Genomic DNA, 14,621 nt, shown 5'->3' with positions numbered 1-14,621 from the left:
GATCAAACCTCGTGCGAGGTTTTTTGCCTTACCTATGTAAACACCATTGAAGCAAACGGTATTCATCGCGCTCTGTGGCCCTATAAGCCTTGTGAATGCGGTTAGACTAGGCTCACGCGAGGCCTTGAGCCATTTCGATTTCCCAGCATTTTCGATAAGCACACCTTATGGATTTCAAGCAACTGCGTTATTTCGTCGCGGTCTACGAAGAAGGGCATGTGGGCCGGGCTGCCGAGCGGCTTTCAATCTCCCAACCGGCGTTGTCCCAGCAGATCCGCCACCTCGAGCAAAACCTCGATGTGAGCCTGTTCGAACGCAGCAGCAAACGCCTGTTGCCGACCCTGGCTGCTCATACGTTGTACAACCATGCCCTGCCCTTGCTGGATGGATTGCAACGGGCACGGGAAGCCTTGGGCAACTTCAAGGGCCAGGCACTGCGCACACTGGCCATCGGTGTATTGCAGACCGTTCATAGCAGCCTGGTGCCGCAGATGCTCGAACGCGTGCGCAAGGCGCAGCCGCATTTGGTGGTGCAAATCTATGAACTGACGGGGCTGGAAATCGAGCGGCGCTTGCTCAATGGCTCGCTGGACATCGGCATCAGCTATCTGCCACCTCGTCAGCCGGGGTTGCACGGTGTGATGCTGTACGAAGACGAGCTGACCCTGGTCATCCCGGCGGATCACCCGTTGCGCGAATTCAAGAAAGTCTCGATGAGTCAGGCTGCCGAATTGCCGATGTTGCTGCTGGGTGAAGAGTTTCAAGTGCGGCAGATCTGGCAAGCGCAACTGGCCAATCTGGGACGACGCCCGCAGGTACAGGCAGAACTGAACAACATGGCGGGGATTCTCGACAGTTTGCCGCATACGCGACTGGCGACGGTGCTGCCCGGACGCTCACAACAGGCACACGGCAACAAGGAACTGTTGTGGAAACCACTGAGCGAGCCGAGGGTGCCGCTGAAAGTCGGATTGGTGTGTCGGGACGTGCAACGACAACAGGCCTCGCTGACCTTGTTGCGTACGTTGCTGGAAGAAGTGATGAATGGCGCGGAGGGGCGTTTGATCAGCCCGGCAACACTGGATGAGATGAGCTAAGCACTTTTCTGCAGGCAAAAGAAAACCCCGCCGAAGCGGGGCTTTGCAGACTGTTTCCCTGACATCCATTTCACTCCGCCGTCCTGGCAGAATCCTACGTGTCCGTGTTGTTGCTTTGCGCTTCCTGCGCGACGTCCATGTGAAGTAGATTAGCTGTGGATCCAATCTTCATCTATGGGAGAAGAGCAGCACGTCATGTAAGAGAATGCTTACATGACGTTACATTGTCAGAACTGTCCTGCGTCCAGCAGGAACAACGACTCGCTGCCGGCCTTCACCGACGCGCTCAACGAGTGAATGCGCGGCAGCAGGCGTGCGAAATAGAACCGCGCCGTGCCCAACTTGCTCGCGTAGAAATCGTCCTGCGCTTCTTTGCCAAAAGCGGCCTTGGCCATCAGTGCCCACATGTAGGCATACGCCGTGTAACCGAATGCTTGCAGATACTCGACCGAGGCAGCACCGATTTCGTTCGGGTTGTTTTTCGCCCGATCCAGCAACCAGGCGGTCAGTTCGTCGAGGGTAGTCACCGCATCGTTCAGCGGTTTGGTGAACTCCACCAGATCAGCGCTGGCGGTCGCGGTGAAATGACGGATCTCATCGGCAAACAGGTTGTAGAACGCCCCGCCGGTGCCGACGATCTTGCGACCTACCAGGTCCAGCGCCTGAATGCCGTTGGTGCCTTCGTAGATCTGGGTGATGCGCACGTCGCGCACCAGTTGCTCCTGGCCCCACTCACGGATGTAACCGTGGCCGCCGAAAACCTGCTGGCCGTGAATGGTGGTTTCCAGACCCAGGTCGGTCAGGAACGCCTTGGCCACCGGGGTCAGCAAGGCCACCAAATCTTCCGCGCGCTTGCGGGTGGTGGCGTCTTCGCTGAACTTGGCGGTGTCCAGTTGCATGGCCACGTAAGTCGAGAAGGCACGACCGCCTTCGTTCGAGGCTTTCATGGTCAGCAACATGCGACGCACGTCCGGGTGGACGATGATCGGGTCAGCGACCTTGTCCTTGTTCTGCGCCCCGGTCGGCGAACGGCTTTGCAGGCGGTCGCGGGCGTATTCGACGGCGTTCTGGTAAGAGCGCTCGCCGCTGGCCAGGCCCTGGATACCGACGCCCAGACGTTCGTAGTTCATCATGGTGAACATCGCAGCCAGACCTTTGTTTGGCTCGCCGACCAGATAACCCACGGCCTCGTCGAAGTTCATCACGCAGGTCGCGGAGGCCTGGATGCCCATCTTGTGTTCGATTGAACCGCAAGTCGCCGGGTTGCGCGCGCCCAGGGAGCCATCGGCATTGACCATGAACTTCGGCACCAGGAACAGCGAAATACCCTTCGGCCCCGCCGGTGCGTCCGGTAGCTTGGCCAGCACCAAATGAATGATGTTCTCGGTCAAGTCATGCTCACCACCGGTGATGAAGATCTTGGTACCGCTGACTTTGTAGGACCCGTCGGCCTGAGGATCGGCTTTGGTGCGAATGATCCCCAGGTCCGTGCCGGCGTGTGGCTCGGTCAGGCACATGGAGCCAGCCCAGACGCCGGCGTACATGTTCGGCAGGTACGCGGTTTTCAGCGCTTCGCTGGCGTGGGCGTTGATCGACAGGCAGGCGCCCGCGGTCAGCATCGGGTACAGGCCGAACGACAGGCTGGCGGAGTTGACCATTTCTTCGACTTGCGCCGAAACAGCCTTGGGCATGCCCATGCCGCCGTAGGTCGAATCGCCGCCGACACCGACCCAACCGCCTTCAGCGTAAGTCTGATAAGCCTGTGTGAAACCTGCCGGCGTGGTGACGGCACCGTCCGCCCAATGGCAACCTTCTTCGTCAGCCGCACGGCTCAGGGGCGCGATGCTTTTGCTGGTGACCTTGCCGGCCTCTTCAAGAATGGCTTCGACCGTTTCAGCATCGACAGTCTCGGCCAGCGCAGGCAGCTCGGCCCAGAGTTTGGCGACCTCGAAAACTTCATTGAGGACGAAGCGCATATCGCGCAGGGGCGCTTTGTAGTCAGCCATGGCAAACCTCGCAAGATCTAAACAGGTGATTCGTAGGAGTGGTGCTTTTCGTTGGGTTCGAGTGTAACCCAACAACTTTTACGACACATAGGGTCAGCTCATGACCGATTTGTTATTTTTAGTCACTGAAAAGCGAACCATTAAAGAAGCCCGCAACTAGGCGGGCTCTTTTACGTCGGTTTGAAACACTATAGTGCGAATAACTCCGCAGGCAGGTTCATCAGACAATCGCTGCCCGCCTCGATGGCCGCCCGATGAGCCGCCGTGCGTGGCAGCAAACGCTTGAAGTAAAAATCGCTGGTCGCCAGTTTTGCCTGGCAGTAATCGGCATCGCCACTGCCCGAATCGAGCTGTGCCTGAGCGACCAGCGCCATGCGCAGCCACAGATAGCCGAGGATGATGTAACCGCTGTACATCAGGTAATCCACCGACGCCGCGCCGACTTCATCCGGATTTTTCATCGCCGCCATGCCGACTTTGGTGGTCACCTCTCCCCACTGCTGATTCAGGTCGTTGAGCTGCGCCACGTAGCTGGCGAGTTGCGGGTGTCCGGCGTTTGCCGCACAGAACTTGTGGACGATTCTGGTGAACCCGCGCAGCAATTTCCCTTGGCTGCCGAGGACTTTTCTGCCAAGCAAGTCCAGCGCCTGAATGCCGTTGGTGCCTTCGTAGATCGGTGCAATCCGGCAGTCGCGTACCAACTGCTCCATGCCCCACTCGCGGATGAAACCGTGACCGCCGAACACCTGCATGCCGTGGTTGGTCACTTCCAGCCCGGTATCGGTCATGAAGGCTTTGCAGATCGGCGTGAGGAACGCCAGCAGGTCTTCAGCCTCCTGACGCGCCGTTTGATCCGGGCTCAGATGCGCCACGTCCAGCAACTGCGCGGTGAAATAAGTCAGCGCCCGATTGCCTTCGTTGAAGGCCTTCATGGTCAGTAACATCCTGCGCACATCAGGATGAACGATGATCGGATCGGCGGCTTTTTCCGGCGCTTTCGGACCGGTCAGCGCGCGCATCTGCAGACGATCATTGGCGTACTTGATCGCGCCTTGAAAGCTCGCCTCCCCGAGACATAAACCCTGCATACCGGTGCCCAGTCGAGCATGGTTCATCATGGTGAACATGCAGTTCAGGCCCTTGTTCGGCTCACCGATCAAGAAGCCCTTGGCGTCATCGAAGTTCAGCACGCAGGTAGCCGAGGCCTTGATGCCCATTTTGTGTTCGATCGATCCGCAGGAAACGCCGTTGCGCTCTCCCGCCTCACCTTCGTCGTTGGGTAGGAATTTAGGAACGATGAACAGGGAAATGCCCTTGGTCCCAGCCGGAGCGTCCGGCAGCTTCGCCAACACCAGGTGAATGATGTTTTCACTCATGTCGTGCTCGCCGGCGGAGATGAAGATCTTGCTGCCGGAAATCGCATAGCTGCCGTCGGCGGCAGGCACGGCGCGGGTTTTGATGATGCCCAGGTCGGTGCCGCAATGGGCTTCGGTCAGGCACATGGTGCCGGTCCATTGGCCGGCGGTGAGCTTGCTCAGGTAAGTCTGTTTCTGTTCTTCAGTGCCATGGGCGTGGATTGCCGACATTGCGCCGTGAGTCAGGCCGGGGTACATGCCCCAGGAGGTGTTGCTGGAGCCAACCATTTCGCTAATGACCAGCCCCAGCGAACTCGGCAAACCCTGGCCACCGTAAACCGGATCAGCCGCCAGACCGTGCCAGCCACCTTCAACGTATTGTGCGAAGGCCTGCTTGAAGCCTGTAGGCGTAGTCACCACGCCATTGTCGAAATGGCAGCCTTCTTCGTCGCCGCTGCGGTTCAGCGGTGCAAGAACGTTCTCACAGAATTTCGCACCTTCTTCGAGGATCGCATTGACCATGTCCGGGCTGGCATCGGTGGCACCCAGCGCGGCGTAGTTGCTGTGAAAATCGAAGACGTGGTCGATCAGAAAGCGCATGTCGCGCAGGGGAGCTTTGTACTCAGGCATGGTCATTTCTCCGGCAGCAGATTCCCCAAACCTACTGCCGCGCACCCGGCCTCACAATCACAGTCCAGACGCTGAATGCGCCATCATCACTCAATCATTAGCGGCGTCCATGCGCACCGCGCCACGACGGCTCTGACCGAACGCCACTACACAGTTTCGCCCCGCCCCCTTGGCACTGTAGAGCGCCTCGTCCGCGGACTTGAGCACTTTCTCGGGGGTGCGCTGCTCCAGTCGTTCGGCCACGCCGATGCTGACGGTGACCGACACACTTGAGGCGCCCGAGCCTGCGCGACGTTGACGACCTTGCTGGTCGTCCTGAGGACGGCTGTCCTGATTACGCAGTTGAATGTTGTAGGTGGCGATGGACTCGCGGATGACTTCCAGGTGCGGCATACACTCTTCGAGGGTCTTGCCTGCGAACACCAGGGCGAATTCCTCACCGCCGTAACGATATGCCCTACCGCCGCCACCGATTTTCGACAGCTTGCTGGCGACAAGTCGCAGTACCTGATCGCCGACATCGTGACCGTGGGTGTCATTGAATTTCTTGAAGTGATCGACGTCACTCATCGCCAGCACATAATTGCGCCCCAACCGCTGCATCCGCTCATTCAAGGCGCGACGGCCCGGCAGGCCTGTAAGTTCGTCCCGGAAGGCCATTTGGTAGGCCTCGTGGGCGACCGCTGCGGCAATCATCAACATCACCTGACTGCACATGATGTTCAGGGTAAACGGCAGGATGAAGGTTTTCGGCAACATCCAGAACAACCCGAGCAGGCCCACCAATTGGGCAGCATGCAAGGGTCTCGGGTTGCGCCAGTATTGCCAGGCCAGCAATACAAACGAGGCGATGAACACGGGATAAGACAACTGGATCAGACTCATCCAGGCGCCATGCAACGCTGGCCAACGGATCTCCGACAGCCACATCAACAGCGCCTGTGGGTAACTTTGTTCCAGCCCCAACGCCACGCTACCGAACGCCAGCAACACGGCGAAGCGCGCCACCATGTCCTGGAACAGGTGGGTGCGCTCTTGCCAGGCGGCGAACACACCAAATAGCAGCGGCAGCAACAGGCAGCACAGATGGAAGACCACAGCGGCGTCTTCACGAACCTTGCCGTTGTCGCGGTAATAGTCGGTCTGGGTGTCGAGCAGGAAGTAGGCGATGTACACCGTGACCATCAGAAACAGCTCACGCTGACGTCGGTAAACCGCGCAGTAAGCACCGCCGAGCAACAACACCAGGGTTGGCAGTACGTTGAACAGCGAGGTGAAAAAGACGTTCAGATCCTTCACGTACGCAGCCGCCAGCCCCGCGAGCAAAAGCAGTAATGACGGCAGGAAATGGCTGAAACGTACAGCGGAAGAACGCGGCAAGGGTAAAGCTCCGACCCGGCAAACAAAGATGGCATTGTGCCTTCTCTTCGGGCGACATGTCACATCGCCACCCTCTTTAACGGCAGCAAAGGCATTCTTCTTAGCGTTTTAGTCAGGAATATTTACGCGTAGATATCGCGCACAAAAAAGCCGCTGCTCCCGAGGAAGCAGCGGCTTTATGAAGCGACAGCGTGGGGCTTAGTAACCCAGCGCGAAGTCTTCTTCCTTCATGTCCATCAGGTTGTTGGCGCCCGACAGCATGGTGACAACGTGAGTGCGGGTACGCGGCAGGATGCGCTGGAAGTAGAAGCGCGCAGTCTGCAGCTTGGCGGTGTAGAACGCCGTTTCGGTGGTGCCGGAAGCCAGTTTTTCGGCAGCCAGACGCGCCATGTCCGCCCAGAAGTAAGCCAGGCAGGCGTAACCGGAGTACATCAGGTAATCCACCGACGCCGCGCCGACTTCTTCGCGATCCTTCATGGCCGCCATACCGACCTTCATGGTCAGCTCGCCCCACTCTTTGTTCAGCGCAGCCAATGGCTCGACGAACTCTTTGACCGCTTCGTTGCCTTCGTTGGTCTGGCAGAACTTGTGGACGATCTTGGTGAAGCTTTTCAGGGCTTCGCCTTGAGTCATCAGCACTTTACGGCCCAGCAAGTCGAGTGCCTGGATACCGGTGGTGCCTTCGTACAGCATCGAAATACGGCTGTCGCGAACGTTCTGCTCCATGCCCCACTCGGCGATGAAGCCGTGGCCGCCGTAGATTTGCACGCCGTGGTTGGCGGATTCGAAGCCGACTTCAGTCATGAAGGCTTTGGCAATTGGCGTCATGAACGCCAGCAGTGCGTCGGCCTTCTTCTTCTCTTCTTCGTCCACGCCGTATTTGACGATGTCGACTTGCTTGGCAGTGAAGTAAACCATCGCGCGGTTGCCTTCGGCGAACGCCTTCATGGTCAACAGCATGCGACGTACGTCAGGGTGAACGATGATCGGGTCAGCGGCTTTTTCCGGCGCTTTCGGGCCAGTCAGGGAGCGCATTTGCAGACGATCACGAGCGTATTTCAGACCGCCCTGGAAGCCGATCTCGGCGTGAGCCAGACCTTGCAGCGCGGTGCCCAGACGTGCGGTGTTCATGAAGGTGAACATGCAGTTCAGGCCTTTGTTCGCCGGGCCGATCAGATAACCGGTGGCCGCGTCGAAGTTCATCACGCAGGTGGCGTTGCCGTGGATGCCCATCTTGTGTTCCAGGGAACCACAGGTCACTGCGTTGCGTGCGCCGACCGAACCGTCTTCGTTCGGCATGAACTTGGGAACGATGAACAGCGAAATACCTTTGGTGCCAGCCGGTGCATCCGGCAGACGTGCCAGCACGATGTGGACGATGTTGTCGGCCATGTCGTGTTCACCGGCCGAGATGAAGATCTTGGTGCCAGAGACTTTGTAGGAACCGTCGGCCTGAGGTTCGGCCTTGGTGCGCAGCATGCCCAGGTCGGTGCCGCAATGCGGTTCGGTCAGGCACATGGTGCCGGTCCACTCACCGGAAACCAGCTTGGTCAGGTAAGCCTCTTGTTGCTCAGGCGTGCCGTGCTCGGAAATGGTGTTCATCGCACCATGAGACAGGCCCGGGTACATGCCCCACGACCAGTTGGCTTCGCCAACCATTTCGCTGACGGCCAGACCCAGAGACTCCGGCAGGCCTTGGCCGCCGTGCTCTACGTCGTGGGCCAGGCTTGGCCAGCCGCCTTCGACGAATTGTTTGTAGGCTTCTTTGAAACCGGTCGGCGTTTTAACGCCGGACTCGCTCCAGGTGCAGCCTTCGGTGTCACCCACGCGGTTCAGCGGAGCCAGCACCTGCTCACAAAACTTGGCGCCTTCTTCGAGAATGGCGTCAACCATGTCTGGAGTAGCGTCCTGGCAAGCCGGAAGGCTCTGATAGTGCGCTTCGTAGCCGAGCAGTTCGTCACGAACGAAGCGAATATCACGCAAGGGGGCCTTGTAGTCAGGCATAGCGATAAACCTCTGCTGATGTAACCGGGAATGAACGACCGCGTTGATTTGTTGTGACGGTCAAACAGTTGTTTGAAACATACGTTTACGCCTAAATCTTGTCAAGCGCCGATCTTTTGCCGTTCGTCATCACCCGGGGCAAATACCAGACCCACAGCCACACAACACCGTCGCCTGAGCAATACGCAGTGGAGGAAAGATTAGTTGAGGGAGAAGGATTTACGCAGAAAAACGCCGCGAATATTCGCGGCGTTGAGGGTGCGGGTTCAGCGAGGATTCAAGCGTAGGTATCAATCAGCGTACCGAGCATTTCATCGGATGCCTTGGCGACTTTGACACCCAGTTCTACCTGCAATTTGCCTTGGGACATCTCGACCATGTTACTGGCCAGGTCCGACTGCTGACTGCGATCCACCGAGCGCAGACGATCAACCTGAGCCTCGGAAGACTGGCTGGTCACCGAACGCTCGATCGTCGTGTTGGCGATCTGGCCAGAGGCCTGATCGACACGGTTCTGCCCTGTCTGAATAGTGCTCAGACCGGCATAAAAAGCGGTGTTTCCTGAGATTTCCATGGGAGAACTCGTCCTACAAAGGATCAACAGCGGCCATTGAACCAGACCCACTGACAAAAGGCTCGACAAAAACACTAATGGCACAGTGCCTTGTCATAGTTAAAACCCCTGCCAGAAAACTCAGTCCAGTAAATCCAGTTGCAGATGCTCCGCCACTGCTTCAGCGGTCACCAACTTGAGTTTCGGCACACGCCCCAGGCACGGTGCCGGGATCCGCTCAGCGAGCGTCGCAAGGTTTTCTTCCAGACGCGAAGTCTTCGGATCGATGATATTGGCCACCCACCCCGCCAACTGCAAACCGTCCTGAGCAATCGCCTCGGCTGTCAGCAGCGCATGGTTGATGCAACCCAGGCGCACGCCCACCACCAGGATCACCGGCAGGCCCAGCGCCATCGCCAAGTCCGACAGATTATCCTGATCGGCCAAAGGCACCCGCCAGCCTCCAGCACCTTCGATCAAGGTGAAGTCCGCTTGCATATCGAGAATTTCCTGCATGGGCGTCAACAGTGATTGCACAGTCAATGCCACACCGGCCTCCCGCGCTGCCAGATGCGGTGCGATCGCAGGTTCGAATGCCACTGGATTGACCTGCGCATAAGTCAAAGGCAACGAGCACTGCGCCAACAGCGCCAATGCATCAGCGTTGCGCAAGCCCTTGGGCGTCACATCGCAACCGGAGGCGACCGGCTTGCCCGCCGCCGTGCTCAAACCGGCCGACCGCGCGGCATGCAGCAAACCTGCGGCAATGGTGGTCTTGCCGACATCAGTGTCAGTACCGGTGATGAAATAGGCTGCGCTCATAAGGGTTTCTCCAACACGGCGTAGACCACTTGATAAGTCGCCGGCAATCCTTTGGCCTGACGAAACCGCTCATAAGCCTCGATCAAACCGAGGATCCGCGCCCTGCCGGTCAAACCACCCGGCCGACCGGGGTTCAGGTTGTGGGCACCCAGCGCCTTCAGTTCATGGGTCAGGCTGCGCACATCCGGGTAATGCAACACGTGCGGTCGGGTTTCCAGACTCGCGACGCTCAACCCACTGTCCGCGCAAAGCTGTTGATAAACCCCGAACTCGCGGAAGCGGTTGACGTGCACCATGCCATCCACCTGTCGCCAGCTGTCACGCAGCTCGAACAGTGTGCCTGCGCATAGACTAGCAAACGCGAAAATTCCGCCTGGTTTCAGCACCCGATTGGCTTCACTGAGCACCGAAGCGAAGTCCGCACACCACTGCACCGCCAGGCTGGAGAAGATCAGATCGCAGGTCGAATCCTGCAACGGTAACCGCTCGGCATCGCCTGCGATGAAATGCGTTGCACCACCCAACGGCCGGGCGTGATTGAGCATGCCTTCGGCGATGTCCAATGCCAGGCCGTGACTTGCAGGAAATCGCTCGCCCAATGCACGGCTGAAATGCCCGGTGCCGCAGCCCAGATCCAGCCAGACACCCGGCACAAAGCCCTCAGGCAAACGACTCGACAATTCACTGCCAACATCGCGCTGAAATTCGGCCACGCTGTCGTAGCTTGCCGCCGCACGGGAAAAAGAGGCCGCCACCTGGCGTTTGTCGGGCAAACCGCCGGACAGGTTGGGAAGGGATAAATCAGTCATCACCGGACTCATGCAAAAAGGCCTGAATCGCCCCCGCCACTCCGTGAGGGTCTTCCAGAAGAAACGCGTGACTGGCCTGCTCGATCAGACCGATTTCAACATCCGGCAGCAATGTCAGCAGGTCGCCCGCCGCTTCGGCTGGAACCAGTCCGTCGAGGCCGGCGAACAAGTGCAGTTGCGGGCCACGGAACGCCTGCAAAGCCTGGCGGGTATCCAGTTGTGCGAGCAGCTCCAGGCCGCTCATCAGCACCTCTGCCGAAGTGTGTGGCGCGCCGCCGAGCAACAGCCGAGACAAGCCGCGCGGGTCTTCGGCCCCCTGAGCGCAGAGCAGCGAGAAACGTTTCAACGTCATGCGCGGATCAGCCTTGCAACCGGCCAGAAACGCATCGAAGGTTTCGGCAGGCATCGCACTCGGCCATTGCTCATGGGCGACAAAAGAAGGATTGCTCGCCAGGGTCAGCAAGCCGCAGCAGCGATCGCCGCGCCGGGCCGCCAACTCTGAAGCGAGCATGCCGCCCAGCGACCAGCCGCCGAGCCAGGCGTCCTGAGGCACCGTCGAATCCAGCTCATCGAGCCACTCCTCAAGATCGCTCGATTCCAGTTCCGGCAACGGTTCGATCTCGACCCGCAAGCGTTCATCCAGTCCTTGCAACGCTGCCGCCAAGGGCTCCAGGGGAGAAATGCCGAGACCCCAGCCGGGCAGCAGAATCAGACGATCACGCATGGCTTGGCTCCGGTCCCAGTTGTTGAAAACAATCGGCCAGTCCATTTAACAATAGCTGTACCTGCGCCTCGCTGTGGGCGGCGGTCAGGGTCACTCGCAGTCGAGCGCTGCCGGCGGGCACGGTCGGTGGACGGATCGCAGTGACCATCAGACCGCGTTCACGCAGCATCTGCGACAGTCGAACCGCACGCCCGGCATCGCCGATCATGATCGGCTGGATCGGCGTGAAGCTGTCCATCAACTCCAGGCCGATCTGCTCGGCACCGTGGCGGAACTGGCGGATCAACGTTTTCAGATGTTCACGTCGCCAGTGCTCAGTGCGCAGCAACTCAAGGCTTTTCAGCGTCGCGCAGGCCAGTGCCGGCGGCTGGCTGGTGGTGTAAATGTAGGGACGGGCGAACTGGATCAGGCTCTCGATCAGCTCTTCGCTGCCAGCCACAAAAGCCCCGGCGGTCCCGAAAGCCTTGCCGAGGGTGCCGACAAGCACCGGCACGTCTTCCTGACTCAGACCGAAATGCTCGACGATCCCGCCGCCATTGGCACCCAGCGGACCAAAGCCGTGAGCGTCATCAACCATCAACCAGGCTCCTTTGGCCTTGGCTTCCCGCGCCAACGCCGGCAGGTCGGCAATGTCGCCGTCCATGCTGAACACGCCGTCGGTGACCACCAGGGTATTGCCGGTCGCCTTCTCGAGACGCTTGGCCAGACTCGCCGCGTCGTTGTGCAGATAGCGATTGAAGCGCGCGCCGGACAACAGACCCGCATCCAGCAGGGACGCGTGATTGAGCCGGTCTTCCAGCACCGTATCGCCCTGCCCGACCAGCGCGGTGACCGCGCCGAGGTTGGCCATGTACCCGGTGGTGAACAACAGCGCGCGCGGGCGACCGGTGAAATCGGCCAAGGCCTCTTCCAGCGCGTGATGCGGACTGCTGTGGCCGATGACCAAATGCGACGCCCCGCCGCCGACGCCCCAACGGGTCGCACCGGCGCGCCAGGCTTCGATCACTTGCGGGTGATTGGCCAGGCCCAGGTAGTCGTTGTTACAGAACGCCAGCAACGGCTGACCATCGACCACCACTTCCGGGCCTTGAGGGCTTTCGAGCAATGGGCGTTGGCGGTAGAGATTTTCGGCACGACGGGCAGCAAGGCGCGCGCTGAGATCGAAAGACATGCAGACCTCGCGATGAGAAAAGAGGTACAGCCCCTGTAGGAGCAAAGCTTGCTCGCGATAGGATCGCCGCAGTTATTCAGACAGACCGAGGCGTATCAATCGCGGGCAAGCCTTGCTCCTACAGAGCAGGATGGTCAGACGGCAGCGTTATAGAACTGCTCGCTGCTCTTCTGCTCAACCAGCGCTTGTTCGATCGCGGCCTGATGGACTTCGTCAGCGTGCTCTTCACGCGCTTCCGGCAAGATGCCCAGGCGCGAAAACAGTTGCATGTCCTTGTCGGCCTGCGGGTTGGCGGTGGTCAGCAGTTTTTCGCCGTAGAAAATCGAGTTGGCACCGGCGAAGAACGCCAGGGCCTGCATCTGCTCGTTCATCGCTTCGCGGCCGGCGGACAGGCGCACGTGGGATTGCGGCATCAGGATACGTGCGACAGCCAGCATGCGGATGAAGTCGAACGGGTCGATATCGTCAGCATTTTCCAGCGGCGTACCGGCGACTTTCACCAACATGTTGATCGGCACCGACTCTGGATGCTCTGGCAGGTTGGCCAGCTGGATCAGCAGATTGGCGCGATCATCAAGCGACTCGCCCATGCCGAGAATGCCGCCGGAGCAGATCTTCATCCCGGACTCACGCACGTAGGCCAGGGTTTGCAGGCGCTCGCTGTAAGTGCGGGTGGTGATGATGCTGCCGTAGAACTCAGGCGAGGTGTCGAGGTTGTGGTTGTAGTAGTCGAGGCCGGCGTCAGCCAGAGCGACGGTCTGGTCCTGATCAAGGCGACCGAGAGTCATGCAGGTTTCCAGGCCCATGGCTTTCACGCCTTTGACCATTTCCAGCACGTAAGGCATGTCTTTGGCCGACGGATGTTTCCACGCCGCGCCCATGCAGAAACGGGTCGAACCGATGGCCTTGGCGCGAGCGGCCTCTTCGAGGACCTTCTGCACTTCCATCAGCTTTTCTTTTTCCAGGCCGGTGTTGTAGTGACCGGACTGCGGACAATATTTGCAATCTTCCGGGCAGGCGCCGGTTTTGATCGACAGCAGCGTCGACACCTGGACCCGATTGGCGTCGAAATGCGCACGGTGCACCGTCTGCGCCTGGAACAACAGGTCGTTGAATGGCTGAACGAAGAGTGCTTTGACTTCGGCCAAAGACCAGTCATGACGCAGGGTTGCAGTGGTGCTGGCGCTCATGGGCGTTTCCTTTGTTTTATGCTTGGCAAGCGGCTGGGGAATGGAATACCCACAGACGCGACACGGATGTTCGGCATATTTAAGGAAGACTCATGCGCTGTCAACCACGACACGAAGGACCGGTTTACATCTGGTTAAAAAACGATCAATCCTGTTTGCTCTGTTCAGAACCCGCCGATGAATGCACACCCATCTGCATGGCCTGTGAAACGGAGCTGCCATGGCTGGGCGATCAATGCCAAACCTGCGCGCTGCCGTTGCCCGCCGCTGGCCTGACCTGCGGTCAATGCCTGAAACAACCGCCAGCCTTTGAGCGGGTCGCTACGCCCTGGACTTACAGCTTTCCGGTGGACACGTTGATCACGCGCTTCAAACACTCTGCGAAGTGGCCGTTTGGTCGTCTGCTCGCCGAACTTCTCACTCAGTTCCTGCAACATCGCTTTGATGAAGACCTGAATCGACCCGATGCGCTCATCCCGGTTCCGCTGGCCTCCAAACGACTGCGCCAACGGGGTTTCAACCAGGCCGCGATGCTCGCCCGTTGGCTCAGCAGCAGCCTCGACATCCCGTGCGATGAAACGCTGTTGCTGAGGATTCAGGACACCAGCGCCCAACAGGACCTGAATGCCGAGGCCCGCAAAAAGAACCTGCGCAACGCCTTCGCCCTGACGCCCGATGCGTGCATCAAGGGTCGTCATTTAGCATTGGTGGACGATGTGTTGACCACCGGCGCCACGGCCCAAGCCCTGGCTCGCCTGCTGATGGACGCCGGCGCCGCTCGGGTCGACGTCTATTGCCTGGCCCGCACACCCAAACCCGGCGATGCGCCCTGATTTAGTGGCATTCAGGGTGGGAGCGAGCCTGCTCGCGATGACGGTCT

12 protein-coding genes are annotated in these 14,621 nt (G+C 59.3%); 2 read left to right on the top strand and 10 right to left on the bottom strand.

What is annotated here, in order from left to right:
- Positions 1 to 167: 167 nt before the first annotated feature.
- Complete coding sequence (locus PMI27_RS11270; RefSeq protein WP_008147170.1) at positions 168 to 1,097, top strand: LysR family transcriptional regulator; 930 nt, start codon at positions 168 to 170, stop codon at positions 1,095 to 1,097.
- Positions 1,098 to 1,324: 227 nt separating this feature from the next.
- Here PMI27_RS11270 and PMI27_RS11275 read toward each other — a convergent pair whose 3' ends face one another.
- The 10 genes from PMI27_RS11275 to bioB all read right to left on the bottom strand — a co-directional run bounded on the left by PMI27_RS11275 (position 1,325) and on the right by bioB (position 13,741).
- Positions 1,325 to 3,103: an acyl-CoA dehydrogenase C-terminal domain-containing protein gene (locus tag PMI27_RS11275; protein WP_008147168.1), complete on the bottom strand. Its 1,779-nt coding sequence runs from the start codon at positions 3,101 to 3,103 to the stop codon at positions 1,325 to 1,327.
- A gap of 188 nt (positions 3,104 to 3,291) precedes the next feature.
- On the bottom strand, positions 3,292 to 5,088 hold the full coding sequence (locus tag PMI27_RS11280; protein ID WP_008147166.1) for an acyl-CoA dehydrogenase C-terminal domain-containing protein: 1,797 nt from the start codon (positions 5,086 to 5,088) through the stop codon (positions 3,292 to 3,294).
- 90 nt (positions 5,089 to 5,178) lie between these two features.
- Complete coding sequence (locus PMI27_RS11285) at positions 5,179 to 6,468, bottom strand: GGDEF domain-containing protein (RefSeq protein ID WP_008147164.1); 1,290 nt, start codon at positions 6,466 to 6,468, stop codon at positions 5,179 to 5,181.
- Positions 6,469 to 6,666: 198 nt separating this feature from the next.
- Entirely contained in the window at positions 6,667 to 8,472 is a 1,806-nt protein-coding gene (locus tag PMI27_RS11290) for a phenylacyl-CoA dehydrogenase (protein ID WP_008147162.1), read from the bottom strand.
- 277 nt (positions 8,473 to 8,749) lie between these two features.
- Positions 8,750 to 9,046 carry a hypothetical protein gene (locus PMI27_RS11295; protein WP_008147161.1) on the bottom strand — a complete coding sequence of 99 codons (297 nt, stop codon included), beginning with the start codon at positions 9,044 to 9,046 and terminating at the stop codon, positions 8,750 to 8,752.
- Between the two features lie 120 nt (positions 9,047 to 9,166).
- Positions 9,167 to 9,847 carry a dethiobiotin synthase gene (bioD, locus tag PMI27_RS11300; protein WP_008147160.1) on the bottom strand — a complete coding sequence of 227 codons (681 nt, stop codon included), beginning with the start codon at positions 9,845 to 9,847 and terminating at the stop codon, positions 9,167 to 9,169.
- Positions 9,844 to 10,656, bottom strand: coding sequence for a malonyl-ACP O-methyltransferase BioC (bioC, locus tag PMI27_RS11305; protein WP_008147157.1), 813 nt, complete (start codon positions 10,654 to 10,656; stop codon positions 9,844 to 9,846). Before bioC ends, bioD begins: the two co-directional genes overlap by 4 nt.
- A complete protein-coding gene (locus PMI27_RS11310) occupies positions 10,649 to 11,380 on the bottom strand; it encodes an alpha/beta fold hydrolase (RefSeq protein WP_008147155.1) in 732 nt (243 codons plus the stop codon). Before PMI27_RS11310 ends, bioC begins: the two co-directional genes overlap by 8 nt.
- Complete coding sequence (gene bioF / locus PMI27_RS11315) at positions 11,373 to 12,551, bottom strand: 8-amino-7-oxononanoate synthase (protein WP_008147154.1); 1,179 nt, start codon at positions 12,549 to 12,551, stop codon at positions 11,373 to 11,375. The genes PMI27_RS11310 and bioF overlap by 8 nt, the downstream gene beginning before the upstream one ends.
- A 134-nt stretch (positions 12,552 to 12,685) precedes the next feature.
- On the bottom strand, positions 12,686 to 13,741 hold the full coding sequence (gene bioB / locus PMI27_RS11320; protein ID WP_008147151.1) for a biotin synthase BioB: 1,056 nt from the start codon (positions 13,739 to 13,741) through the stop codon (positions 12,686 to 12,688).
- 92 nt (positions 13,742 to 13,833) lie between these two features.
- Here bioB and PMI27_RS11325 point away from each other — a divergent pair, with 92 nt between their 5' ends.
- Entirely contained in the window at positions 13,834 to 14,574 is a 741-nt protein-coding gene (locus PMI27_RS11325) for a ComF family protein (protein ID WP_008147150.1), read from the top strand.
- Positions 14,575 to 14,621 lie beyond the last annotated feature (47 nt).

This window comes from Pseudomonas sp. GM41(2012) (genome assembly GCF_000282315.2).
Taxonomy (GTDB): Bacteria; Pseudomonadota; Gammaproteobacteria; order Pseudomonadales; family Pseudomonadaceae; genus Aquipseudomonas.
This window is presented reverse-complemented; position numbering and strand designations above follow the sequence as displayed.

Excerpts from the sequence above, each read along its gene's own strand:
- bioB (WP_008147151.1), bottom strand. The coding sequence starts at position 13,741 with ATGAGCGCCAGCACCACTGCAACCCTGCGTCATGACTGGTCTTTGGCC.
- bioD (WP_008147160.1), bottom strand. The coding sequence starts at position 9,847 with ATGAGCGCAGCCTATTTCATCACCGGTACTGACACTGATGTCGGCAAG.
- PMI27_RS11295 (WP_008147161.1), bottom strand. The coding sequence starts at position 9,046 with ATGGAAATCTCAGGAAACACCGCTTTTTATGCCGGTCTGAGCACTATT.
- PMI27_RS11310 (WP_008147155.1), bottom strand. The coding sequence starts at position 11,380 with ATGCGTGATCGTCTGATTCTGCTGCCCGGCTGGGGTCTCGGCATTTCT.
- PMI27_RS11270 (WP_008147170.1), top strand. The coding sequence starts at position 168 with ATGGATTTCAAGCAACTGCGTTATTTCGTCGCGGTCTACGAAGAAGGG.
- PMI27_RS11325 (WP_008147150.1), top strand. The coding sequence starts at position 13,834 with ATGCGCTGTCAACCACGACACGAAGGACCGGTTTACATCTGGTTAAAA.
- PMI27_RS11280 (WP_008147166.1), bottom strand. The coding sequence starts at position 5,088 with ATGCCTGAGTACAAAGCTCCCCTGCGCGACATGCGCTTTCTGATCGAC.
- bioC (WP_008147157.1), bottom strand. The coding sequence starts at position 10,656 with ATGACTGATTTATCCCTTCCCAACCTGTCCGGCGGTTTGCCCGACAAA.
- PMI27_RS11275 (WP_008147168.1), bottom strand. The coding sequence starts at position 3,103 with ATGGCTGACTACAAAGCGCCCCTGCGCGATATGCGCTTCGTCCTCAAT.
- bioF (WP_008147154.1), bottom strand. The coding sequence starts at position 12,551 with ATGTCTTTCGATCTCAGCGCGCGCCTTGCTGCCCGTCGTGCCGAAAAT.
- PMI27_RS11290 (WP_008147162.1), bottom strand. The coding sequence starts at position 8,472 with ATGCCTGACTACAAGGCCCCCTTGCGTGATATTCGCTTCGTTCGTGAC.